The organism is Streptococcus sp. CF8_St5-11, from assembly GCF_024295625.1.
In the GTDB taxonomy this organism is placed as follows: domain Bacteria; phylum Bacillota; class Bacilli; order Lactobacillales; family Streptococcaceae; genus Streptococcus.
The window spans coordinates 1-25232 of sequence record NZ_JANCOJ010000007.1 but is presented as its reverse complement, the minus strand read 5'-3'; the positions used below and the strand labels follow the sequence as shown (position 1 = coordinate 25232).

General features: G+C 39.0%; 25 protein-coding genes. 3 read left to right on the top strand and 22 right to left on the bottom strand.

The window, feature by feature from the left end; all coding sequences use genetic code 11:
• Positions 1-29 precede the first annotated feature (29 nt).
• The gene (gene lepA / locus NMM13_RS09760) at positions 30-1856 is read right to left on the bottom strand and encodes a translation elongation factor 4 (protein WP_009731117.1); all 1827 of its coding nucleotides are present in this window, start codon (positions 1854-1856) and stop codon (positions 30-32) included.
• Positions 1857-1922: 66 nt separating this feature from the next.
• Positions 1923-2360 carry a GNAT family N-acetyltransferase gene (locus NMM13_RS09755; RefSeq protein WP_254728235.1) on the bottom strand — a complete coding sequence of 146 codons (438 nt, stop codon included), beginning with the start codon at positions 2358-2360 and terminating at the stop codon, positions 1923-1925.
• 195 nt (positions 2361-2555) lie between these two features.
• Here NMM13_RS09755 and NMM13_RS09750 point away from each other — a divergent pair, with 195 nt between their 5' ends.
• Genes NMM13_RS09750 through pepT form a run of 3 tightly spaced genes read left to right on the top strand, consistent with a single transcriptional unit; the run spans position 2556 to position 5352 of the window.
• Positions 2556-3311, top strand: a complete 756-nt coding sequence (locus NMM13_RS09750; protein ID WP_254728238.1) for an XRE family transcriptional regulator — start codon at positions 2556-2558, stop codon at positions 3309-3311.
• Positions 3308-4129 carry a Cof-type HAD-IIB family hydrolase gene (locus NMM13_RS09745; RefSeq protein WP_254728240.1) on the top strand — a complete coding sequence of 274 codons (822 nt, stop codon included), beginning with the start codon at positions 3308-3310 and terminating at the stop codon, positions 4127-4129. The genes NMM13_RS09750 and NMM13_RS09745 overlap by 4 nt, the downstream gene beginning before the upstream one ends.
• Before the next feature lie 2 nt (positions 4130-4131).
• Entirely contained in the window at positions 4132-5352 is a 1221-nt protein-coding gene (gene pepT, locus NMM13_RS09740) for a peptidase T (RefSeq protein WP_223324664.1), read from the top strand.
• Positions 5353-5388: 36 nt separating this feature from the next.
• Here the strand turns inward: pepT and NMM13_RS09735 are convergent, their stop codons facing one another.
• From NMM13_RS09735 to uvrB, 20 genes are all read right to left on the bottom strand, one after another.
• Positions 5389-7128 carry a carbamoyl-phosphate synthase large subunit gene (locus tag NMM13_RS09735; RefSeq protein WP_254728242.1) on the bottom strand — a complete coding sequence of 580 codons (1740 nt, stop codon included), beginning with the start codon at positions 7126-7128 and terminating at the stop codon, positions 5389-5391.
• Positions 7125-8216, bottom strand: a complete 1092-nt coding sequence (locus NMM13_RS09730; RefSeq protein WP_195529186.1) for a carbamoyl phosphate synthase small subunit — start codon at positions 8214-8216, stop codon at positions 7125-7127. Before NMM13_RS09730 ends, NMM13_RS09735 begins: the two co-directional genes overlap by 4 nt.
• A gap of 124 nt (positions 8217-8340) precedes the next feature.
• Positions 8341-9264, bottom strand: coding sequence for an aspartate carbamoyltransferase catalytic subunit (locus NMM13_RS09725; protein ID WP_049493068.1), 924 nt, complete (start codon positions 9262-9264; stop codon positions 8341-8343).
• A 46-nt stretch (positions 9265-9310) separates the two neighbouring features.
• The gene (gene pyrR, locus NMM13_RS09720) at positions 9311-9829 is read right to left on the bottom strand and encodes a bifunctional pyr operon transcriptional regulator/uracil phosphoribosyltransferase PyrR (RefSeq protein ID WP_003001719.1); all 519 of its coding nucleotides are present in this window, start codon (positions 9827-9829) and stop codon (positions 9311-9313) included.
• Positions 9830-10088: 259 nt separating this feature from the next.
• A complete protein-coding gene (locus NMM13_RS09715) occupies positions 10089-10727 on the bottom strand; it encodes a Pr6Pr family membrane protein (RefSeq protein WP_049493071.1) in 639 nt (212 codons plus the stop codon).
• Positions 10728-10970: 243 nt separating this feature from the next.
• Entirely contained in the window at positions 10971-11306 is a 336-nt protein-coding gene (locus NMM13_RS09710; RefSeq protein WP_003016288.1) for a zinc ribbon domain-containing protein YjdM, read from the bottom strand.
• Positions 11307-11433: 127 nt separating this feature from the next.
• On the bottom strand, positions 11434-12186 hold the full coding sequence (locus NMM13_RS09705) for an HAD family hydrolase (protein ID WP_254728244.1): 753 nt from the start codon (positions 12184-12186) through the stop codon (positions 11434-11436).
• The gene (locus NMM13_RS09700; protein WP_254728246.1) at positions 12161-12565 is read right to left on the bottom strand and encodes a PaaI family thioesterase; all 405 of its coding nucleotides are present in this window, start codon (positions 12563-12565) and stop codon (positions 12161-12163) included. Before NMM13_RS09700 ends, NMM13_RS09705 begins: the two co-directional genes overlap by 26 nt.
• A gap of 83 nt (positions 12566-12648) precedes the next feature.
• Positions 12649-13746: a hypothetical protein gene (locus NMM13_RS09695; RefSeq protein ID WP_254728248.1), complete on the bottom strand. Its 1098-nt coding sequence runs from the start codon at positions 13744-13746 to the stop codon at positions 12649-12651.
• Between the two features lie 3 nt (positions 13747-13749).
• Positions 13750-14454, bottom strand: a complete 705-nt coding sequence (locus tag NMM13_RS09690; RefSeq protein WP_254728250.1) for an ABC transporter ATP-binding protein — start codon at positions 14452-14454, stop codon at positions 13750-13752.
• Positions 14455-14963: 509 nt separating this feature from the next.
• Positions 14964-15599, bottom strand: a complete 636-nt coding sequence (locus NMM13_RS09685; protein ID WP_254728252.1) for a putative bacteriocin export ABC transporter — start codon at positions 15597-15599, stop codon at positions 14964-14966.
• Between the two features lies 1 nt (position 15600).
• Positions 15601-17577 carry a DUF1430 domain-containing protein gene (locus NMM13_RS09680; protein ID WP_254728254.1) on the bottom strand — a complete coding sequence of 659 codons (1977 nt, stop codon included), beginning with the start codon at positions 17575-17577 and terminating at the stop codon, positions 15601-15603.
• Positions 17578-17725: 148 nt separating this feature from the next.
• Entirely contained in the window at positions 17726-18031 is a 306-nt protein-coding gene (locus NMM13_RS09675) for a lactococcin 972 family bacteriocin (protein WP_061455220.1), read from the bottom strand.
• A gap of 466 nt (positions 18032-18497) precedes the next feature.
• On the bottom strand, positions 18498-19367 hold the full coding sequence (locus tag NMM13_RS09670; RefSeq protein WP_049473010.1) for a helix-turn-helix domain-containing protein: 870 nt from the start codon (positions 19365-19367) through the stop codon (positions 18498-18500).
• Positions 19368-19603: 236 nt separating this feature from the next.
• The gene (locus tag NMM13_RS09665) at positions 19604-20074 is read right to left on the bottom strand and encodes an 8-oxo-dGTP diphosphatase (protein WP_254728256.1); all 471 of its coding nucleotides are present in this window, start codon (positions 20072-20074) and stop codon (positions 19604-19606) included.
• A 633-nt stretch (positions 20075-20707) separates the two neighbouring features.
• Complete coding sequence (locus NMM13_RS09660; protein ID WP_254728258.1) at positions 20708-21142, bottom strand: hypothetical protein; 435 nt, start codon at positions 21140-21142, stop codon at positions 20708-20710.
• Between the two features lie 181 nt (positions 21143-21323).
• On the bottom strand, positions 21324-21677 hold the full coding sequence (locus NMM13_RS09655; protein WP_254728260.1) for a diacylglyceryl transferase: 354 nt from the start codon (positions 21675-21677) through the stop codon (positions 21324-21326).
• A gap of 103 nt (positions 21678-21780) precedes the next feature.
• Positions 21781-22404, bottom strand: a complete 624-nt coding sequence (locus NMM13_RS09650; protein WP_254728262.1) for an NAD(P)H-dependent oxidoreductase — start codon at positions 22402-22404, stop codon at positions 21781-21783.
• 92 nt (positions 22405-22496) lie between these two features.
• Positions 22497-22994: a GNAT family N-acetyltransferase gene (locus tag NMM13_RS09645; RefSeq protein ID WP_254728263.1), complete on the bottom strand. Its 498-nt coding sequence runs from the start codon at positions 22992-22994 to the stop codon at positions 22497-22499.
• A gap of 14 nt (positions 22995-23008) precedes the next feature.
• Positions 23009-24997 (bottom strand): excinuclease ABC subunit UvrB, encoded by a 1989-nt coding sequence (uvrB, locus tag NMM13_RS09640; protein ID WP_254728265.1) that lies wholly within the window; start codon positions 24995-24997, stop codon positions 23009-23011.
• Positions 24998-25232 lie beyond the last annotated feature (235 nt).

Below are 25232 nucleotides of genomic sequence, written 5' to 3'. Positions count from 1 at the left end.
AAAAGTGCCCTTTTGAGGCACTTTAAACGTTATTCTTCATCCATTGACAAAACAGATAAGAAGGCTTCCTGTGGTACTTCTACGGATCCAATGGCCTTCATCCGTTTCTTACCAGCTTTTTGTTTTTCAAGAAGCTTGCGTTTCCGTGAGACGTCCCCACCATAACACTTGGCCAAGACGTTCTTACGAAGGGCCTTGATATCTGTACGGGCCACGATCTTATGACCGATCGCCGCTTGGATAGGCACTTCAAACTGTTGACGAGGGATAATCTTCTTGAGTTTCTCAACAATCAACTTACCACGTTCATAGGCAAAGTCCTTGTGAACGATAAAGCTGAGGGCATCGACGGTATCGCCATTGAGAAGGATATCCATTTTAACCAATTTAGAAGGACGGTATTCAGACAACTCGTAATCAAAGCTTGCATAGCCACGAGTAGAGGATTTCAATTTATCAAAGAAATCAAAGACAATTTCCGCTAGTGGGATTTGATAGATGACATTCACCCGATTTTCATCGATGTAGTCCATGGTCACAAAGTCCCCACGTTTGCGTTGGGCCAATTCCATCACAGCACCGACAAACTCTTGTGGCACCATGATTTGTGCTTTGACATACGGTTCTTCGATCGAAGCGATCTTGGTTGGATCTGGAAACTCAGAAGGGTTTGAGACATCCAGTGCTTCTCCATCTGTCAAATTGACCTTGTAGATTACAGACGGCGCTGTCATGATCAAGTCAATATTGAACTCGCGCTCCAAGCGTTCCTGAATAACGTCCATATGAAGGAGACCCAAGAAACCACAACGGAAACCAAAACCAAGGGCCTGAGACGTTTCGGGTTCAAATTGAAGACTGGCGTCATTCAATTGCAATTTTTCCAAAGCTTCACGAAGATCATTGTATTTGTTGGATTCAATCGGGTAAAGACCGGCAAAGACCATTGGATTCATTTGCTTGTATCCATGTAGGGGCTCACTTGCCGGATTAGTCGCTAGGGTCACCGTATCCCCGACACGGGTATCCGCAACGGTCTTGATAGAGGCCGCAATATAGCCAACGTCTCCAGTCGCAAGGAAATCACGTCCAACTGCTTTAGGAGTAAAGATCCCAACTTCTGTGACATCAAAGGTCTTGCCATTGCTCATGAGCTGGATCTTATCGCCTGGTTTGACCATTCCATTAACCACTCGGACCTGAAGGATTACTCCACGATAGGCATCATAAACGGAGTCAAAGATCAAGGCTTGAAGAGGAGCTTCAACATCACCCGTCGGTGCTGGAACTTTCTCAACGATCTGCTCCAAAATTTCTTCAATCCCGATACCAGCCTTGGCAGAGGCTAGGACTGCCTCGCTAGCATCTAGACCGATGACATCTTCTACTTCTGTGCGCACCCGTTCTGGATCTGCAGCTGGCAAGTCAATCTTATTGATAACTGGCAGGATTTCCAAATCATTGTCCAGCGCTAAGTAGACATTGGCTAGGGTCTGGGCTTCAATCCCTTGAGCGGCATCCACTACGAGAATGGCACCTTCACAGGCAGCAAGCGACCGCGAAACCTCATAGGTAAAGTCCACGTGTCCTGGTGTGTCAATCAAGTGGAAGATATAGGTTTCCCCATCTTTAGCCGTGTAGTTCAATTCGATGGCATTAAGCTTGATGGTAATCCCACGTTCCCGCTCTAGGTCCATGCTATCTAGGAGTTGGGCTTGCATCTCCCGACTAGACACGGTTTCGGTTTTTTCTAAAATTCGATCGGCCAAGGTTGACTTTCCATGGTCAATATGGGCGATGATCGAGAAGTTCCGAATCTTCTCTTGTCGTTTTTTTAATTCTTCAAAATTTGGCATAATCATCTTCCTAGTAAATTTAATCGTACTCTTCATTATAACAAAAAAGATAGGCCTTTGCCTATCTTAATTCATTATTTTCAAAAATCGCTTCTGCGTTTTATTTCCCTCATAGCCAATGCGTTCGTAAAAGAGATGAGCTTCTTTTCGATGAGAGGCAGAATTTAAACGGATAAAAGCAGAATGCTTGCTTTTAGCAAGATCTTCTACTCGCTCCATCAATTGGCGACCGATCCCACGTCCTTGAGCAGATGGAAAAACCGCTAGCCCCAAAATATTTAGACCAGCATCACTATAGAGACTTTCATAAACTTCTGCTTCCACATAACCAAGAATATGGCCTGTTTGGTCCTCTTCATAAACAAAGCAAAAATGACCCGAATCTGGCAGATTGAATTTTTCAATCTGAGCTGCCACTTTCTCCAGGGTCGAATCATACCCCAATGCTTGGTGACATAAATCTCTAATTTGACCTGCATCTTTGACTTGAACAGTACGAATCATACCTCCACCTCCATGAACTCTTTGGTTTTATCTTAGACCTTTTTCCTCAAAAAGTAAAGGAATACCAAATAAAATTAAAAAAGAAAATCCGATTTAGATCAAATTCATCTTTTTTCGCATTTCTCAGGGATTTCTATTTACTTTTTCGATTTAATTCATTATAATAGTAAGGGTAAATACAAGGAGGTGAGTACGTTGGCCAGAGGTCGTGGAAAGGCAAGCCCTCAAGACAAAGAGGCATTACGGATTATATCGGAAAAAATCAGAGAATTACTGAAAGAACAAGGAAAAAAACAGATCGAATTATCTCGTATTACTGGAATCCCTGCAAGTACGCTGACTGGATATGTAAAAGGAACTTCTCTTCCCGTTCCTGATAATTTAGAGAAGATTGCAGCCTTTTTCCAGGTAGCAGTTGCTGATATTGACCCTCGATTGCGCAATGATTTTGTGGTCATTGATTCAGAGATTGAACGATTGTATAAACAGCTCGATGAAGGAAATCAAGAAAATCTTCTTTCTTATGGAAAGAGTCTCTTGACCCATCAGAAAGAAAGACAGAAAATTGAAAAGCAATACCACTCGTATTCTGTCTATGATTCTTTTGCAGCTTACCAACATCAGAAGCAAGCTGATATCGTCTGGTTTGATCAAAAGATTCCTTACGATTTGGCTTTTTGGATTCATACAGATTCCCTCGAGCCTAAGTACGAAAAAGGGGCCGTTGTGTTAATCAAGCAAACCTATTATGATCAAGCAGGGGCAATTTATGCCATTGATTTTGACGGGCAAACGTTGATCAAACGTGTCTTTCGTGAGGCCAACGGTATTCGACTGGTTTCCCTCAATAAGAAATATAGTGATCAGATCATTCCACTAGATGAGGAACCTGGAGTGATTGGAAAAGTGATTGATGGCTTTGTTCCTCTTGATTTGGAGGAAATCAAATGATTCAATTAATCGCGATTGACTTGGACGGAACTCTCTTGCATGAGGATAAGACTCTCTCTAAAGGCAATATTGAAGCTCTTCACCGAGCCCATGAAGCCGGCTATGACATTGTGATCTGTACGGGGCGCCCCTTAGCGGGTGTACGGCCCATTTTTGAAGAGATTGGACTTCCTGATGGCAACTACTATATGATTATCAATAACGGGTGTACAACCTTGTCTACTCAGAATTGGGAAATCATTGGCAAGGAAGAATTAAGCCTTGAGGACATGCACCGGTTGCATGTTTTAACGAAAGATTCAGGCGTCCAGCTGACCTTATTCGACATGGATCACTACCTAGTGGTCGCACCTGAAGCCAGTGAACTAGTCAAGATGGATGCCGGCATAGTAAATAGTAAACCGACACCTATCTCAGAAGAGGATCTACCCAACCTTGTTCCTATTTTTCAAGCTATGTATGTAGGAGATCCTTCTGCTATTGATGTCTTTCAAGCTCAGCACGAGACTGCATTAGAAGCTGATTTTAACACCGTACGGTCACAGGATATCTTGTTTGAAATCCTTCCTAAAGGTGCGAGCAAGGCATCTGCTCTTCAAGCATTAAGCAAAACATTAGGCTACAGCAGAAACCAGGTTATGGCTCTTGGAGATGCCAATAATGACCTTGAGATGCTACGTTTCGCTGGCTATAGCGTCGCTATGGGAAATGGCAATGCTGCTGTCAAGGAAATAGCTGACTTCATCACCTTGACTAATGATGAGGATGGTGTGGCCCATGCTATTCACAAATTAATTGAAACTGAAAAAGGAGAATGATTATGAAATACGCAAATCTGTTGGACCGTTTTATTACCTATGTAAAGGTCAACACACGTTCAGACGAAAACTCTACAACCACTCCAAGTACCCAATCACAAGTTGATTTTGCAACCAACGTCTTGATTCCTGAGATGAAACGCGTGGGTCTTCAAAACGTCTACTATTTGCCAAACGGCTATGCCATTGGGACACTTCCAGCTAATGATCCAAGCTTTACACGCAAGATTGGATTTATCTCTCACATGGACACCGCTGACTTCAATGCTGAAAATGTCAATCCACAAATCGTTGAGAATTACGATGGGGGTGTCATTGCTCTAGGGGGTTCTGGTTTCACACTGGATCCAGCTGATTTTGCTCATTTGAACAACTACAAGGGACAAACCTTGATCACGACGGACGGTACTACTCTTCTGGGAGCAGATGATAAATCTGGTATCGCTGAAATTATGACGGCTATCGAATACCTGACAGCGCATCCTGAAATCAAACACGGGGAGATCCGTGTCGGCTTTGGTCCAGATGAAGAAATCGGCGTCGGAGCAGATCAATTTGATGCAGAAGATTTTGATGTAGACTTTGCTTATACGGTTGATGGCGGTCCTCTTGGGGAGCTTCAATACGAAACCTTCTCAGCAGCTGGAGCTGAAATTACCTTCAAAGGACGCAATGTCCACCCAGGTACAGCCAAAGGTCAAATGATCAATGCCCTTCAATTGGCCATTGATTTCCATAACAAACTACCTGAAGGAGCACGTCCTGAATTAACCGAAGGCTATGAAGGCTTCTACCACTTGATGAACATTGAAGGTACTGTTGAGGAAGCAAGTGCCAGTTACATCATTCGGGACTTTGAAACCGAAAGCTTTGAGAAACGCAAAGACCTCATGACATCTATTGCGGATCAGATGAATGCGGAGCTCGGTAGCGAACGCATTCTCCTCACCCTCAAAGATCAGTACTACAACATGAAGCAAGTGATTGAAAAAGATATGACGCCGATTACCCTTGCTAAAGAAGTCATGGAAGATCTTGGCATCACTCCAATCATTGAACCGATCCGCGGTGGTACTGATGGGTCTAAAATTTCCTTTATGGGAATTCCGACACCAAACATCTTTGCCGGTGGCGAAAATATGCACGGTCGCTTTGAATACGTTAGCCTCCAAACCATGGAACGCGCTGTTGATACCATTATCGGTATTGTGACCAAAAAATAAGAAACAAAAAGGATTCGGATAGATTGTCCGGATCCTTTATTGTATGTTAGAAAGCTTGACAATATCTTTTACCTGATCAATGGACTGAATTAGGTTAAGGCTTGTCTCATTGATAGGAAGATAATAGACTTTATCTGCCAAAGATTCTGTAAAAGGACAATTGGTGACTAAGATCACCTGTTGTCCTTTTTCTTTTAACTCTTGTCCCTTCTTTCGTACCTTTTGGTAAAAACTCGGGTCCCGAATTTCTAGATCATCCACCAAGACACAAGCAGCATCCAAACCGAATGACTCATTGGTCCCATTTTGAGTCAGATAATAGGCCGCCCCTTCTTTGACCTCATATAAGCCAGCTGATGGCTCAACCGGAAGAAATGCTGGACTTGTTGCAACTTCTGCTGCTTTTTCCATCGCTACAAGGTTGGCAAGGACCTGCAAATAAATCGGTGCTAATTTACTTAAATCCAAGAGTTCCTCAAACTCAAAACCACGTTTCAGAGCCTCTAAGATATAGAAGAGCCGATGGGGCATATGACGAGCTATTTTTTGGATTAACTCATCATCGCTCATTTCTTCAGGAAAGACAGTCAGCAGTTTTTTATCTTTAATGGTTTCTAAGGCCTGTTGGTAAGCTTCATCGATCCTCTTTCCAAATCCATAAACTGCCCCATAAGAGTGAATTTGGGTATTGAGACGAGCATTCTGTGCAGCATCTGAAAAGATCGGAATCTTAAAGAAAATATAGTCTAGACTGGGTTCATAGACAGCCTTTAGATCCTGTAATAAGGGGTGAGGCAAATGCTCGAGCGAGCGCCCCAATTGCAGCTGCACGCCTTGCTCAAACAAAGAATAGCCCAAGCCCATAGAGGCCATCGAGATACTATCTGAAGCAAATGGATTAACCTCTAAGATATAAAAAGCATAGCTGGTCGGATCCAAGGCAAACTTAATGGAGATGGCTCCTGTCAGCTTCAGATAGCGACTGATGTGGATCGCTGCTTCTCGAAGATTTTGAAACTCCCGGTCAGTCAGGGTGACAGCTGGCATAAATTGATAAGAGTCACTAGAGTGGATCCCGACAGGATCAATGCTTTCAATAGAGGCCGCCAGGTAGTGATTGTCTTCGCGATCGCGCATGACGACAAAATCCAATTCCTTAAAGCCATAGGTCGAAAATTCTAGCAAACACTGCTGACTTGGAGAGACCGAAAGTCCCGTTTCCACTGCTTCGCACAAGTCATCCAGGTTATGAGCAATCTTTCGCCCCTGCCCTTGCTTGCTCGCTACCGGCCAGATCATAATGGGAAATTGAATGCCTTCAGAAAACTCAATGGCTTCTCGAACAGAACCAACCAGTGCGGAAGCAGGTACCTGATAGCCCAACTCTTGAAAGAGGCGTCGTTGATCCGCCTGCTGATAAAAGGTCCGGTAGCGTTGGAGGCTCGGTCCGATAATCCTAATCGATGCGTCTTTGAAAAATCCAGTTTCTTCCAATCGAAATAAGAGGTTCAAAATCTGTTTATCCGCAAAAGCTAGGAGCAAGCGGGATCGAGTATAAGAAAGAAGAGTCGTTCTAAGAGCATCCAGCTTAAGCTTACAGACTTCAACCTGATCTGCAGCTTCTTGGGTAATAGCATTTTCTTCGCCCAGATAAAGGACAAGAGCATTTCCATCCTTGGCATTGAGTTTTTGTGCTTCATTTACCGCAGCCAAGAGGCTAATATCCTGATAAGAATCTCCACATAAGAGAAGCAATTTCTGGTTTTCTTTCATCATTCCTTCTCCCTCCTACTTTCGTGAATTTTGGCATCAATCAATTCTAAAAATTCATCGTAAAAATAGAGATTTTCCCTTGGCCCTGGACTCGCATCCACTTGGAATTGAACCCCTAAAATCGGTTGGTAACGATGACGAAAGGCTTCGATACTATGGTCATTGACGTTTTCATGCGTGACCAATAAATCATGGGGTAGGCTATCGCGTGCGATACTATACAAGTGATTTTGACTAGTTATCTCGATTTTCCCTGTCGCAATTTCACGGACGGGAATATTTAAACCGAAATGCCCAACTTCCATGGGAGCTAGCTCCGCTCCATAAGCTTGAGCCAATACCTGTCCTCCCAAGCCCATGCCCCAGATCGGAATTTGACCATTGATTTTTTGGATCAAGCGACAGAGTTTTTTTACCTGATGGGGATCGCCAGGCCCACTGGATAAAATAACGCCATCGGGCTGCTGTTCCATCAGTTCATCATAAGAGATATCATAGGGATAGACCGTGACGTTACAGTCCCTTTGACTCAGTTGGCGTAAGACAGAGTGCTTGACCCCTAGATCAATCAAGGCAATACTCTTTCCAAAACCTGGTACAGCATAGGCTGTTTTGGTCGAGACTTGACGCACTTGGTCTTTGGGAAGGACCGTTGCTCGCAACTGGTCCAAGATATGCTCGATCGAATCCCCCTTGTTAATGACAGTCGCCTTCATCCGTCCATACTTACGGACAATTTTTGCCACCTGTCTCGTATCAATCCCTACAATACCAGGGATTTTTTTTCGCTTCAAGAATTCATCCAAGGTCATCTGCTGCCGCCAATTACTTGGCATCTCCACCAAATGCTGAACGACTACTGCTAAACAAGTGGGCGTAATCGACTCAGAATCATCCCGGTTGATCCCTGTTGTGCCAATAACTGGAAAGGTAAAGGAGAGGATCTGGCCACTAAAAGCCTGATCCGTGATCAATTCTTGATAACCTGTCATGGCTGTCGTAAAGACCAATTCACCAGTCACATATAGGTCTGCACCAAAGGCTTCTCCTTCAAATACAGTCCCATCCTCTAGGACCAATAATCGTTTCATCGAACCCCTCCCTTCTTTTATTCTAATCCAATTTTATCATAGTTCCTCAAAAAAAGGAAAGTCAGATTCCATGTAGCTCTCTACTCTGTCCTCTTTCTTTCCTTTCAATGAATTGTCAGTTATCTTATTTTGCACCGCGACCTTTAAGGACGGCTTCAATGATGGCCATGCGGACAAAGACACCATTGGTCATTTGCTCCACGATGCGTGATTTAGGAGCTTCTACCAAGTGGTCAGCAATCTCCACATCACGGTTTACTGGAGCTGGGTGCATCAAGATGGCTGTTTCTTTCATACGATCATAGCGTTCTTGTGTCAAGCCATGAAGACGGTGGTAGTTTTCTTTAGAGAAGAGTGATTCGTAATCATGACGTTCGTGTTGCACACGCAAGAACATCATCACATCTACTTCTTCAATGACTTCATCGATAGTGACGAAGGTTCCATAGTCTTCAAATTCCGCACTTCTCCATTCGTCTGGACCTGCAAAGTAGAGGGTTGCTCCCAAACGTTTCAAGATTTGCATATTTGATTTTGCCACACGTGAGTGATCCAAGTCCCCAGCGATACAAACTTTCAAACCATCAAAGTGACCGAATTCTTGGTAGATGGTCATCAAATCAAGCAAGCTTTGGCTTGGGTGTTGACCTGAACCGTCCCCACCATTGACGATAGAGGCTGTGATTGTTGGGCTTTCAACCAATTCTTTGTAGTAGTCCACTTCAGGGTGACGGATGACACAGACATCTACACCAAGAGCTGACATGGTCAAGATGGTATCGTAAAGTGTTTCCCCTTTGTTCACAGAGCTTGTCTTCACATCAAAGTCAAGGAGATCACATCCCAATTTCAACTCTGCCACTTCAAAGGCTTTGTGGGTACGAGTTGAAGGTTCAAAGAAAAGGTTTGAGATGATGTGTTGGTCTTCGTAGGCTGCTTTAGCTCCGTTTTTGAACTCAATCCCACGTTTGATCAATGCCATTACTTCTTCATTGGTAAGAGTTTCCATTGAGACAAGGTTTTTAAGAGCGATTTGATTTTCAGACATGTTGATTCTCCTTTTATAATGTGAATGCAAATAGTTTACAATTTGTTTAAGCTTCTTTGATGAGGACGCGGTCTTGACCGTCTAGCTCCACCATCTCGACAATGATTTCCTCTGACTTACTTGTCGGGATATTTTTCCCAACAAAGTCTGGACGAATCGGCAACTCCCGATGCCCACGGTCTACTAGAACCGCAAGACTCACTCGAGCAGGACGACCGTGACTGACCAGATTATCAATGGCAGCGCGTATCGTGCGACCTGTATAGAGAACATCATCGATCAAGATAACTTCTCTATGAGCGATATCAACTGGTAAGACCGTTGTATCTTCTGTCGCCTTCATATCATCTCGGAAAGGCTTGGTATCTAGTTCTGCTACAGGGACATCGATTTGTTCCAGCTGAGAGAGGCGTTCTTGGATCCGGCGAGCGATGTAAACACCACGCGTCTTGATCCCCACCAGCACAATCTGGCTCAAATCTTTGTTTCGTTCAATGATTTCGTAGGTGATACGGGTAATGGCCCGTTTCATCGTCAAATCATCAACGACTTCTTTGGTTTTCATTCAGTCCTCCTTAGTTGTAAAAGAAAAACCTCCTTTTTCAAGGAGGTTCAGCAAATGAATGGTCTAAGAGGATAGAGTCTCGCCCTATGGTCCTAGCCATTGTTTTTCACAGTCTCCTTGCCTGCCTCACGGGACAGGATTAAAGGATTTATTTAATTGAGATAACTATATCACAGTTTCAAACGACATGCAAGAAAAAACTCAACATTTTTCAAAAAAATTTAAAAACAAGACTTTTCGTCCGAATAAAGTTCGGCTTTTACTCAGAAATAGCCGATTTTCGCTTGATATTTTTGATCCCATAGAGCACATAGCCAGCTAAAAGGTAGGCGATAAAGATGATCACCACCCATTTGCCCACAAAGGCCCAGCCGTATTTATTGACATTGATAAAGAAATAGGCAAAGGGACTATCTTTTGCTCCTGGAATCGGCCACTTCAAGACCAATCCATTGAGAAGGGCAAAGAGCATGTAAGCCAGGGGAATCGAGGTCCAAAAGAAGGGATCGAGCTTTCGGTATTGCTTGGCTTTATCAATCACTAGGGTATCAAAGAAGAACATCAAAGGAACGATGTAATGACAGAGGAAATTTTCCAAACGATAAAACTTCTCAGGAGTCGCCAGAGGCGCCAACATAAAGTGGTAGATGACACAGGTGATCATAATGGACATGGTAACGGCGCCTTTCATACGAAGGTAGTCCTGAGTCTGCGTTGAACGACCTCGAACCATGCGCCAAACCATGTCTCCCATAAAGAACATGACCAACATGTTAGATAAAATGGTGTAATAGAGCATCATGCCAAAGCCACCATGCTTGGTCAGTTGCAGATAAACGCCGATTACACTTAAGATAAACAATAGAAAACGATAGCTAAATAATAGTTTGAATTTCATAGTATTCTCCTGAAAGAAAAGGGCTAGGCCCTTCAGATTAATCAGGAACTTTCCTTAAGTGAAGACGGACGTCAGCGAACTTCTTCGAAGTTCCATGACTTAGTTTTGAACCCAAAGTTTCAAAACTCCCGAGTACTTGAAACAATATTGTTTCAAGTACTTTCCTCACAGCGGAAAGTTCCTTATAAACTTAAACAACTCTATTAATTTGTATACTTTATATAGAACTATTTCTTCTTTTCTTTAGATCTTCTTCACAAATTCTGATTTGAGTTTCATTGCACCAAAGCCATCAATCTTACAATCGATGTTGTGGTCTCCTTCCACGATACGGATGTTTTTCACGCGCGTTCCTTGTTTCAAATCCTTTGGTGCACCCTTCACTTTTAAATCTTTGATCAGGGTCACCGTATCGCCATCAGCCAATTTGTTTCCGTTGGCATCAATCGCTACGACACCTTCTTCTTCTTCGACCTCAGCTGGGTTCCATTCATAGGCACACTCTGGGCACACTAAGAGCGCTCCATCTTCATAAACATATTCCGAATTACATTTTGGACAGTTTGGTAAGTTATTCATTTTTATCTCCTTATTCAAATTAACTTTCATAGTATACCATGAAAGCGAAAATTTGACAAATCCTGCTCGACTGTAGCATTTTCAAGAAAAAAGGAGGCGACTTGGCCTCCCTACATGGATGATATTTTCAATCTTCCTGCAATTCTTGAATATCTCGAATCACGCGCACGCCTGCTTGATTCTTCTCGCGCAGTTCAGCTTCAGAGTATGGGAAGGTATTGATCAAGATACTCTCTATCCCAATACTTTGGGCAACAGCGACATCTGTCGTAAAGTCATTCCCCACCATGACCGTTTTCTCAGGGTTCAACTGGTGTTCTTTCATCACTTCCAAGAGAAACTCTGGCTGAGGTTTGCGAATACCTGCATCAGATGACAAGTAAATGTCATGGAAAAGCTCTCTCAAACCAACCAAATCAATCTCCGGATTGGTAAAATCTGATTGGGCATTGGATAAGAGAAAGATTCGGCAACCTGCAGCTTTCATATCCTCTAATACTTCTTTCGTATGAGGATAAAGCTCCAAACGCTTGCGAGAAAGGACACGGAAAGTCCGCGCAATCAAACGTCCCCACTCTTTGAGGTGGGAAACACTATTTCCACTTGGATGACTTTCTAAATACAATTGCACAAAGATGACCGTTAGATCAATCTCTGGGTAGGCAACTTGTTTTTCCTTAGCCAAGTCTTCTTCGGCTTGTTGCACCAACTCTCTATAACGTAGGCGAAGACCTTCTCCTGTATAGCTTGCCCCATAGGATTGGTAGATCTGAGCCATGGTATCCCATAAAATGGGACTCGACTCATCGGTTTCGATATCGACCAAGGTTCCATAAAAATCAAAAATATAGTTTTTAAATGCGTACTTGTGCGGATTCATCTCTCACTCCCGTAACAAACATCGTAAAGGTTGCCTTGCAGACATTGGCCCCATCTTGATTGGTAATATCAACATCCACAACTCGAGTCGTCCGTCCACTGTGGACACATTCGCCATGGATGGTCAGGACATCACCCAGACGCCCTGCTTTCAAGTAATTGATTGAGGATTGCAAGGTCACCCCATCGACCCCCTGAGAAATCACGACCAAACCACTGATCTGGTCACACAGGGTAAAGAGATAGCCTCCATGCGCATTTCCATAATAATTGAGAGATGATTCAACGACCTTGGTTGACACCACTACATGGCCATCTCTCATCTTTTCGATTTCGTAATTTTCAAATGCAGCAATTGCATCAAAGTGAAAATCTTTCATATACTTGCCACCTTTTCTAGCATCTTTTCAACTCCTCTATCATACTACAATTAAGGTATAGATACAAGCGAAGGAGCAATTCCTTAGAAACAGAAAAGGAGACTCCAACTAAGTAAGAAGACGATACTAGGAACAATGTATTTTCGTGGGTGCTTCCAACATTCCCTCTTTAAATTCCATTTTCTTAAAGGGAAATAGATTTCAATCAGTAAGTGCAAAAAAGCTTCCACTACTGCTAGAATCATGACTCCTAGTAAAAATAGAATCCCCAAGTCAGGCATGACTACCATTTTTAATAAAAGAGCAACAAATAGATTCACAGATAGGAAATAAGTCAACAATACACGGTAATACATCAAGTAAAAAAACCGACTCTTAGGAAGAGACTTAACATGATCGATCAAATCTTTATCCGCGGAAATGAGGGTGGTTAATGGCGTATTGACAGAAGCCATCGTTAAAAGAATGATGATTTTTAAAGGAGCATCATAATCCTGTATCAGAATGAGAAGGAGGAAGATGAGGGTAAAGACAAAATTGATGGAAAAATAGCGCTCTTGAAACAAGGAAAGCCAAAAATAATTGCCACTTCTTCTCTTTGCGACGAGCAACTGATCATTTTTTGAAATCGCGATCAAGTCCTCATTTTTAAAAATAAAGACAGCAATGAAGGCTGAAAGTAAGATCATATAGGACACTTGTTGGACCCATAAAGAAGATACTGTGAGAACAGTCGTTACAGAAATGAGTACTCCTCCTAGAAAACTAGGCCTGGTATTGAACTGGATAAAGACATAAAACACACTCAATACCACCAGTAAAGAAAGGAGGACGAGCTTAAAGGATTGTAGCAGGTCTAACCTGACTCCCAAAAAGAGGATCAATAACAGCACGCGCTCTAACAAATTGAGAAGAAAGGTTACCGTCAGAAAAGAACCTTTGAAACGATTGAGAGACAAAGGAAGCTGGTAATAGGCCTGGACCCTGTCCATCGAAAAGTAGGAATACAACAATTGAAAGGTTGATAGAGCAGTGACAATAGCCGTACTGATCAATAAGACTTGAAAGCTCGTAGAAAATTTGCCCCCAACAACATGGTAATAAAGAGCAAAAGCTAAGGAAGTCAAGAACAAGAAGAGCCGATTTTTGGATACCAAATCTCTAAAAATAGCTAGTAGCATGCTCTACCCCCTCTGACGATTGACGTCATGAAACCAATCTTCTAGATTCGATTCGATCGCGTCTAGGTGACCATCTTCAATAGTATAAGCTGTATCACAGACTCGAACGATACTCTCTGCGATATGCGAACTCATCAGAATAGCGCCTTCTTCTTTATACTGCAATAGCAAACCATATAGAAATTCTGTCGCATCAAAATCAAGGCCATCAAATGGTTCGTCCAAAATAAGGAGGGAAGGTTTGAGATAAAAAGCTGTGATCAGGAAGACTTTCTTTTTATTTCCCGTTGACAAACTACCGATATCGGTGTTGAGAAATTCTTCAAAATGAAAACCTGAGATCAGGTCCTGCAATAACGTATCATCTCTCTTTCGATGATACAAACGACAGACAAAATTAAAATAGTGAACAAAATCCCAGTTTAAAAAACTATTGTTTTCAGTAAAAACTGTATAGGTACGGCTCTTATAGAAATTCGTATGAAAATATGTCACCTTGTCTTCAATGGTAACAGTCTCAACTGCATACTGCCGATGATCAAAAACACTACTTAAAGCTTTTAGCAAGGTTGTCTTCCCAGCTCCATTTCGACCAATCAACCCCACTACAGAATGATTGGGTACAAGCAAATTCGTGTCTTTTATAACGGGCTTGTCTTTTTTATACCAAACGTTTAGCCCCCTGATGTTTAAACACTCACTCTTCATCGACGCACTCCTTTATAAAGGTAAGAAGCCCCAACTAAAAGCAACAGCAAAGCGTATAACCATTCCTTTTGAAAGGCAAAGACTAAGGCACCGATCAAGAAGCAAATTCCTATTAGAATTCTAAATTGTAATTTCATATCTTGCCTTCTTTCTATTCACAGTATGAAAGATTACAATTGTATTTTATGCTTATACTATAGTACTTTTTCTAAGCAGATTCAAGCACGAATGGAACATTCTCAATGCTTTAGGCACATTTAATCTTTGAAGAGAAAAAAGAACTAGATATTTCTAGCTCTTTGTTTAAAATCTTAATTTTCAATCATGTTAATCTTTATCTACTTTTAAATAATTATAGAAGTTAATTACAGTAGATAAAAAACTCAATAAACAAATGAATTGAATCAATATTTTAACAGGCTGTCTAACATTGTTCATTTGTGTCAATATGATAAAAGAAGAATTTATAAAGATGATTAACTGTAGCAATATATTTGTATAATTAAATTTCATTTTTGTTCACCTTTTATTTCTAAAATATGATCAACTTGGTTATAGATGTCAGGAGAGTGAGTAGCTATAATTATAATTTTATTTTCTTTCTTTAAGCTCAATATTAATTCTATTATTTCTTCACTATTTTTTTGATCTACAGATGCAGTTGGTTCATCTGCTAATATAATTGGTGAATCTTTTAAAATTGTTTTAGCTAGAGCTACACGTTGAGCTTCTCCTCCTGAAAGAGTATATATTTTACGATTTAGATTTACATCAAGATGAACTCTTTTTAAAGCTTCATTCATTTTCTTTTGCATTTCCAACTTGCTTATTTTTTCTCCAATAAAAGCCAACATTAAGTTTTCTTGAATCGACTTATTTTCGATAAGACCAAAATTTTGAAACAAATAACTAAGATAATTTTTGAAATAATCTTTTTCTTTAATATTATTTAGATTAATATCATTTACAATTATATCTCCAGAATCAACTTCTTCTAATTTACCAATAATATTTAGTAATGTGGTTTTTCCAGCACCAGACGCACCTATCAGAGCATAAGAATTCCCTTCATAAAAATTATAATTTAAATTCTCTAGAACAATACGGTCATCGAATCCTTTATTTATATTTCTTAATTCGATCATATTAAGCTCCTTTTAGAAATAAAATATTTACTTTTTTCTCTTTAATTAATTGAAATGCAAATATGATAAGCAACAATAATAAGTATACAAACGGTACTAATATTAGTAAAAATGAAAATCTTAAAACAATTGTACAAATACCAATTAGAGTAAAGCACGTAATAAGCAATCCAAGATAAACTCTATGAATACGTAATTGGTTTTTCCCAGCCAAACGTTCTATAAAATGTGTCCTCCTTTCTTGATAAAAATAAATACTATTCATCAAAATGAACAATAAAAATGAGGTAGTAATACTTAAAACAGTCGTAGCAAGTAAAAAGTATTTTCTTGTTACTATCATATCAATTCTTTTCTCAATAGATAATAATCCACTAGTAAGTGAACCGAAGGAAGCTGTCAAGTTATATTTTCGAATTAACGTAGTTACTTTTTCAGAATGGTTAACTATTAAGAACGAGGTTGGCAATAAAGCATAGTTAGGTTTTTCCACAACAATAATTGGATCATGGACCATTGCTTCATTGGAAAATTGCCTCCCAATTAAAGAGTAAACTGGATAAGTAAACAAATCACCACCTTCGTATATGAAACTAGCAATTTTGGAATTTGGTTGGGTATCTTCGACTAATGTTTCCTTAGATGAAAATCCCCTTTTCTCAAAATATTCCCATTTATTCTTTAATTGTTCAAACATATTTTGATAACGATTTGGAATTAAAATCATTTTATCATATGTTTTCATATCTTTTAGAAATAATTTTGCTGAGTCAGATAACTTAATTTTATTTACTGCAACGTAGTTAGCATTAACATAAATTACATTTGAAGAATAATCTGAAGTTGGTTCGAAATTCTTATTATCTTTGTTCGAAATCAACATATTATCTAACATGTCGTTTCTATAAATAATCGTAGTGTTGTCAGATAACTCATTAAAAAATTTTTCTTTTTGATCTTGTGAAACACTGTCGCCATCTTCTAAAGAAGTTATCTCATAATATTCAGCATTCCTTTGCCAATGACTTTTTCCTACCTCTAACGATTCAACTTCTCTAGTTATTGAAATCATTCCATAAACACAGAACATAACAGAAAATAAAGTAAATAGCTGTATTAGGATCGTCATAACAAAGATGAAACCTAGCGGAGCCTTTCCTTTAATTGATAAAATAATTGGTTGGTGTTGAAGAATATAATAAAAACAATGTGAAAGAAAAAAATTAACGATAAATATTAATAAGGCCCAAACAAACACTGGTACTAAGATTATCAACAGAGCTAGAATCGAAAATTTTCTTAAAATGATTAATGTACTAACAACACCAAGTATAGAACATATCAATAAACATAAGATAAAAATACTATCGTTTTTTGTTTGTTCTATAGCAATCGCATGCTTTCCTTTGCCAGAAACTCTTAATATTCCAACCTCTTTCATGCCAGAAACTTGTTGAGCTAGTATTAAAGAGATATAGGTAATTAAAATCCCAATTACGATCAATACTGATTGTGGAGTATTCAATAGTAATCGAAATAGAGCAGTCTCATAATTAGTTGGCAAAACTCTAACAGTGGCATTAAGTTGCAATAATCCTTCAGCTACTTGCTCCGCATTCATAGAACCACTCACAACAACATAAACTGTATTGTATGAACTATTTTCTATTAATTCATTATCCGTTTGCTGCTTTAGCTCTTTAGGTAAATTTTTGGCTCCAATTGGAACATATGTATTTTGTATTTGTTTGTTAGACTCATCGACAGGAGCAACAATTCTTCTTGCTAGAACAATATCGTTTTTAGCTACAAATTCATTAATTTTATCAGAAAAATCGACAGGAGATTTTTCAACAACTATTACATTTCTAAAACCAGCAAAAATCTCGTTTTCATTTGTATTGATGAATAACAATCCAATTAAACAAATCAAAAGAAAGGAAATAATTAATAAAATTTTTTTAAACTTACTATACATCCTGTACCTCGCTTTTAAAAAGCTCAACCCTAATGTATTCGACAAAATTTTTAAAAGAGGAGGGGTGCTCCTCCTCTTACTTATCTATGAAATTCATGATATTCTAACTTATGAATACCAAATACATATTGTAGAACAAATAAAATCGTTAATTTGAGTAAAAACCGGAAGGATTATAGTAAAATGTTGCTGGATCCCAAAGAGTCCCTATAGATGCTTTAGCCCAAACACCAGGGCCAGCATTTCTAAAATTTTTAATTCCATTATTTGCATTCACAACCTTTGCACCATGATTTTTATGGTCATGCTTATAATGAGAATATGCATAATTCCATCCATAACCATAATCCCAAGTACCATCATGTACTATAACTCTATCTGCATATGAAATTGAAGCGATCGACAAAGTTGCAGATAATATGATAATCGTTAACAGTTTAGAAATCTTATTCATAGCATTTCCCTCAATTTCTTATAATCTTAGCAATAATTAAAATCTTATATTGTACATAATAACCAGCTCCAATCATACAAAATTATCTATATTCTTATTACTCATTAATATAGATGAAAATTCAATTGTTGAAATTCCTATCATAGAAGTCTTTGGAATGTATCACTCCTGGATCTATACCTTCTACTTTATTAGAAACATATACAGTACCAAAAGTAAATAACAATAAACTCAACATAATTGAAATATTTCTAAAAAGCTTCTTCATCACTTGTAACCCCTTTCATTTTACAAGTGAATTGTATCACTTTAAGCATTCATTGTCAATAATTAATATTATTTTTTTGTTATTTTTTAAAGTTATATACTATAGTTATTTCTTCACATGATAATTATATCTAAAAAAACCTCGCCTTTAGGCGAGGCCGTAGATAAATACATAAACAATTGTATTGCAACCACATTATTAAATTAAGTTATTTTTTATATAGTTTTCTATAGTTAGTGCCATTTTCTCATTTCCAGATAAACTATACAACGTCTCAGATAATTTAAAATATTTTTTCACTTCGTCTTTTTTTGCAAACCCTTCACTTACGTTACCTAATAAACAGAATAAGTCCGGTAATAAATAAAAGTGATTAAATTTTTTACAAATATCGATTGTTTTCAAAATTTCAGAAATTGCTTCTTTGATTTGATTATCTATCCATAAATATCGACAGTAATTATAACGCACTTTAACTAATAATTCAAAATTCTCCATTATTGATATATTAGATTTTTCGAGTGGGATTATGATTTTTTGATACATTTCCCCACTTATTTTTTCATTTTCTAAATCTATATAAGAATAGAAATTAAGAAGACTGTTTAGAAACATAAAATAATCTCTATCTGATTCTGACATTTTATTTAATAATGTTTCTAACTTCTTTATAGCCTCCGTTTTTTTATTATCACAATGAAAAAGAATAATTGATTCTATCCATGAAAGGTATGATTGATCATACAACGGAAGTTTATGTTTTTTTTCTTTTTCTAGATTATATAAATACTTTAGAGAGAAATAATCTCTTTGATTTAATAATTTTTTTGATAAATCTATAAAATTTCCAAGCGTAGAACTATCCGCTAAAATATTCTCATCAAAAAAATATTCCATAGGTACGTTAAGTTTCTGAGCTAATTTATAAAGAATATCAGATCCAGGATTATACTTTCCTTTTTCTATTCGACTTATTTGTCCCTGTTTACAGATTCCCTCAGCTAATTCTGATTGAGACAACTTCAATTCTAATCTTCTACTTCGAAATCGACTTGCTAATAATGTCATTTTCCCACCTCCTGATCTATTTCTACGCAGGTGCATTTTATCATTATTTTAGATAATGTCAATAATATATATTTATTTATTGATATTTCTTATAAAAGTTGTTTGGTTCTTAAATAATTTTTACAATTGAATCTTATAGACAATATTATTCTTACTTTGAAACAGCTATTTACAATATTTATCTTTGTCATTATTAAAAATTCTAATAACCCACAATTTATCATTTGAATAAATCCTTAAAATCTTAATTTTTCCCAGTCGTCGTCTGTCCGTTTGCGATAGTAGTACTCGGACAAATCTGGGTCTTCCATCACTTCCAGCAGAGGAAGCATGTCATAGGATAAATCCAATTTTTCTAATTGGTCTTTTTCAACCCAAGAAACTTCTCCTTCTTCAGATGATCTGAGCTGGCCCGAGAATCTTGTTGCCTTGTAGCAAAAGACAATATAGCGTCCTCCATCGTCTAATGACCAATCTTTGACTGCGACGAGTTTTGGATCTGCAATTGTCAATCCTGTCTCTTCGTAGACTTCCCGAATGACGGATTCAGCAATACTTTCTCCTTCTTCGATATGGCCTCCAGGAAAGGCATAGCCAGACCATTTCTTGTAACGTTCCGGCGAGCGGTATTGGAGGACTACTTTTCCATTCTTAGGATCTTCTACCAAACAAAGATTGGTAAGTACAGTAGATGTTGCGCGTGACATAAATTTCCTTTCTATGATGTTAACAATTAATCAATATATACTTTCTTCTCTATTTCTTTCTTCGTGCCAAAGAAATTGATTAATTCATGGTAAGCTGGGAATTGCAATAAAGGCTGTTCGTATAAAAAAATTACATCACCTTCCAAACGATAGTTCATGATTGAAAATTCAACAGTTGAGGCTACCTGAAATATCGCGAAACTAACCATAAAAATACCAAATCCAACTATAACAGTTAGGAAATGGAGAAAGGTATGAGTTTCTTTAAATGACCTTTTTTATAAAAAAAACCATGGATGAAAAAATATAGTGATAAATAGTAAAGAAAACCATTTGTTCAACAAAAAATGAGTAAACGATAAACCTAAACTTTGCAAATATATCTGTCCAATCCAAATCACAAAAAATAGGAGATATAATACAAAAAACACATTTAGTCACTTTTACATGATTGAAGCTCATTTATACTATTGCTTTGTTTTTTTCATAATACTTCTATCTCTTACGGGAAAAAACAGCAAAAGTTTAAAAATACTTTCTACATTCTCTTGGTTCCTAATGACAATCTTAACCGTAATCTGTATATGCAAATGAGATAGTTGAAATAATGAATAAGAAAAAACAGCTTTCTGATTAGTACCCTTCATCACTATATTTCGCTTTTATTTTCATAATAAAAGGATTGACTAGTTCATAGTAATCACGACTTCTTATAGGGATCACCCCATGGGGAATTTCAACATAATTCCCTTGGATTTCCGCACTATGATAGATTGGAGGGATCATAGTATTTTCAGTATCGGAAAAGGACAGGTGTAGAAAAACCCAAAAAAATAAAGTAAAAATGAAACTAAAAATGAATGAGAAAGCATGAACTGATTCAGCTCCACTCTTTTTATAAAAGTTGGTCCAAATATGGCAAAATAATACGAAAAACAGAGAGTCAAACCATAAACTGCAGATCATCGGAATAAAGGATAGACCAAAAACAACTAATAGTAATTCAATGACTAAAAAAACTAGAGAGAATAAATAAAACTTTTTAAAACCATTTAACCGCTTAAGCATAGAGAAGCCTCCTTATTTAGAAATGCTGTAACTAACTATATTATAAAGTTAATTCAGAGGTTCGTCAATGTGCATTGAGTGGATACCCTCATTTGAGAATTTTCACTTCCATTTCTGGTGGGTTACTAATTTCTAAGGACAAAAAAACTCCGCTTTCAAGGTTGAAAGTGGAGTTCTTCCCTTAAATAATGATCAACAGAATATGTACTGCCAACCGTAGCCAATGATCAATTAGAGGTGTATCCGGGTCACTATTTTTACTATCTAAGAATAGGCTGAGCGATAATAAAAGTAAAAGAATGGCAATAATTATTTTAAGAGACAGCATCATACCGCCAATAGCAAGAGCAGCTAGAAAGCCAAAAAATGGCAACGGGCTAAATAAAAATGACAAAAAACTGAAATAGAGCATAAACAAAGAGAGGATCAATAAGCCGTAAACAATCAACTTAGTGAAAATTGAGACTCTTTTTCCTTCTCTTTTCATTTTTGATAGTGAATAAATGACATAGATCATATAGATAAAAAGTAGCATATTGAATCATTCCTAAGTTTTATGAATTATATTAATAGTTTAACTAAAACCTATTCAAAATACAACTAAAGAAACGAACTTATTAGAACAAACTAACTTTTGATCAGAGTTTTTTCACTTCTGCTGCTACCTTTCGGAGATGCTGTTCCCGCATACTAGCGGTATTCACATCCCGGCCGACTTCTCCCAAGATGCAGACGCGCTTGGTTTTAATCCCACAGTGGTTCAAGACGGCATTTTTCAAAACAGAAATGCCATAACTATCAGGAATGTTGAGAGGGCCTGAAAAAATCTTGTACCACCAAGTAGGCGCCATGGAGGTTGCATAAATACTAGCCGTTTTGCCTTTAAGCAACTTCTTAAATTGCTTGCCTCTGAGGTAATTCCAGATAAAGCTTCCTTGATCATTGGCCGAGTAGGCAATCCCCGGTGTAAAGACCCTATCGATCCAGCCCTTCATAAGACTCGGCATACTACTCCACCAGATGGGATAGACAAAGATCAGGTGATCCGCCCACTGGATCCATTCTTGAGAACGAAGGATAAAGGAATCTTCCTCCATCCGTTTTCGGTAGCCGTAGCGAAGGACCGGGTCAAAGTCCTCTTCATTGAGACTGATCACTTTAAGCTCGTGGTGATTTGGATCAATCGTTTCGACGATGGTTTGAAAAATAGCCTGACAGTAACTTTCCTTATCCGGATGCCCATTGATGACTAAAATCTTCATTCGTCTTCTCCTTCATTTCTTTGGTTCATTCTATCTCTTTTATTTTTTACTTGATTAATTGATAATGGTTCAAAGATTGATAGATAGGTCCTTTAGGAATTTTTATTTGAAGAATACATCATCCTCAATTCCTTAACAGGTTTTCCAAGTTTAAGTATTTTTTCTTGGCCATCAAAAGTAAAACCCATTTTTTGATAGAAAGCAATGGCTCGCTTATTCTCTTTCAATACCCATAAATAAATCTCAGAGAAATGATCGAGAGCAGCAAATGCAGCATGCATTAACTGTTTACTCACACCTTTTCCATAGTAATCTTTTAAAACATATAAGGCGATGATTTCACCAGCTTGAATGGCTTCATCACAAAAATTTCCATAGCTGATAAATCCAACGACCTTCTTTCCATCCATCGCAATCAAGGTATTTTCTGGATATTTTTGACTAAAGAATCGACATTTTTCTAATGTCATCGTCTCCTGAAAATCCGCGGGTAAAAGATCGTCATAAGCCTCTCTCCACGTTTGCCAATGAACGAGAGATTTTCCTTCTATCTCTTCAGGAGTTTCCATTGTTTTAATGATAAACTTCAATCGCTTTATCCTTTCTAATCCAAAGCCTTGACTTCTAACATCATATCGCGGATTTGCGCTGCCAGCTCGAAATCAAGCACTTCGACGGCTTCTTGCATTTGGCCTTGCAGTTTCTTGACCAGTTCTTTGCGCTCTTGGCGGTTGAGACTGGTGATGTCCACTTCCTTGTCCTCTTCTTTGGCCACCGCCTTGGTAACAGAGATGAGATCACGGATTTCCTTTTTAATGGTTTGTGGCACAATGCCATGCTCTTCATTATAGGCCATCTGAATCTGACGACGGCGGGCCGTTTCATCGATGGCTTTCTGCATAGACTGGGTCACGGTGTCCGCATACATGATCACGTGACCCTCACTATTACGGGCTGCACGGCCAATGGTCTGAATGAGCCCTCGCTCATTACGGAGGAAACCTTCCTTGTCCGCATCGAGAATGGCAACCAAGCTTACCTCAGGAACGTCAATCCCTTCGCGAAGCAGGTTGATTCCGACCAAGACATCAAAAACACCCAGACGCAAATCACGGATGATTTCTGTCCGCTCTAAGGTCTTAATATCCGAGTGCATGTATTTGACCTTAACACCCATTTCCTTAAAGTAGTCGGTCAAGTCTTCTGCCATCTTCTTGGTCAAGGTGGTGACAAAGGTCCGCTCTCCACGTTCTACACGCGCATTGATCTCACCCAAGAGATCGTCCATTTGTCCCATGGTAGGGCGTACTTCCACTTCTGGATCCAGAAGACCAGTTGGACGAATAATCTGCTCGATCACGGTATCCGTCTGTTCCATCTCATAGTCACCTGGTGTCGCTGACACATAGACAATCTGGTGGACATGGCTTTCAAACTCTTCACGACGCAGTGGCCGGTTGTCCAAGGCAGATGGCAAACGGAAGCCATAGTTGACCAGCATCTCCTTGCGCGAGCGGTCTCCATTGTACATGCCCTTGATTTGGCCCATGGTCATGTGACTTTCATCGATCATGATGAGGAAATCTTCAGGGAAGAAGTCAAGAAGGGTGTAAGGTGGCTCTCCTTCACTCCGTCCGTCCATATGACGGGAGTAGTTTTCGACCCCATTAGTGTAGCCCATTTCCCGCAACATTTCAATATCATACTCAGTCCGTTGTTTCAAGCGTTGAGCTTCTATGAGCTTGCCTTCCTTTTCAAAGACCTTCAACTGCTCCTCTAGTTCCGCCTGAATCTTGGAAATCGCCACTTCCATATGGTCGTCATTGGTCACGAAGTGAGTGGCTGGGAAGATCGCTAAGTGGTCCACATCTCCTAGAACCTGGCCAGTCAAAGCTTCAATCTCACGAATCCGCTCAATCTCATCCCCGAAAAACTCGACTCGAAAGGCATGCTCATCACGCGAAGCTGGGAAAATCTCGACCACATCTCCACGGACACGGAATTTCCCCCGTTGAAAGTCGATGTCATTGCGCTCAAACTGAATGTCCACCAGGTCATTGAGCAAACGATCACGAGAAATCTCGAGACCTGGACGCAGGCTCACTACGCTATCCGAGTATTCCTTAGGCGAACCCAACCCATAGATACATGAAACAGACGCGACTACAATGACGTCATTTCGTTCTAAAAGAGCGGAGGTTGCTGAGTGACGAAGCTTGTCAATCTCATCATTGACCGAACTATCTTTTTCGATATAGGTATCGCTCGATGGCACATAAGCTTCTGGCTGGTAGTAATCGTAGTAAGAGACGAAATACTCGACCGCATTTTCAGGGAAAAATTCCTTAAACTCCCCATAGAGCTGGCCCGCTAGCGTTTTATTGTGAGCAATGACCAGGGTCGGCTTATTGACTTGGGCGATGACCTGGCTCATGGTATAGGTCTTCCCCGTACCAGTTGCCCCCATCAAGATTTGGGCCTTTTCGCCACCTTCGATGTTATCCACCAACTGTTCAATGGCCTGCGGTTGATCCCCAGACGGTTGGTATTTGGATACTAGTTTAAATTTGTTGTCTGTTACTCGATTAATCATCTCTTTGTCCTCACATATATAGACCTTATTTTACCATAAATCATTAGAATTCTCTGAGATGAGGAATGAAGAGAGAAGACAACATGTTACAGAACGATCCATTAAATTGGTACATGAGCGAATTACAATCTAATTAATTGGACACGCATTAGAGCGAAAACTAAACAAGACTCTCGCAATTACTTCGAAAGTCTTGTCTTTTATTCTAAAACCATGCAATACGAAACAAGAGTCT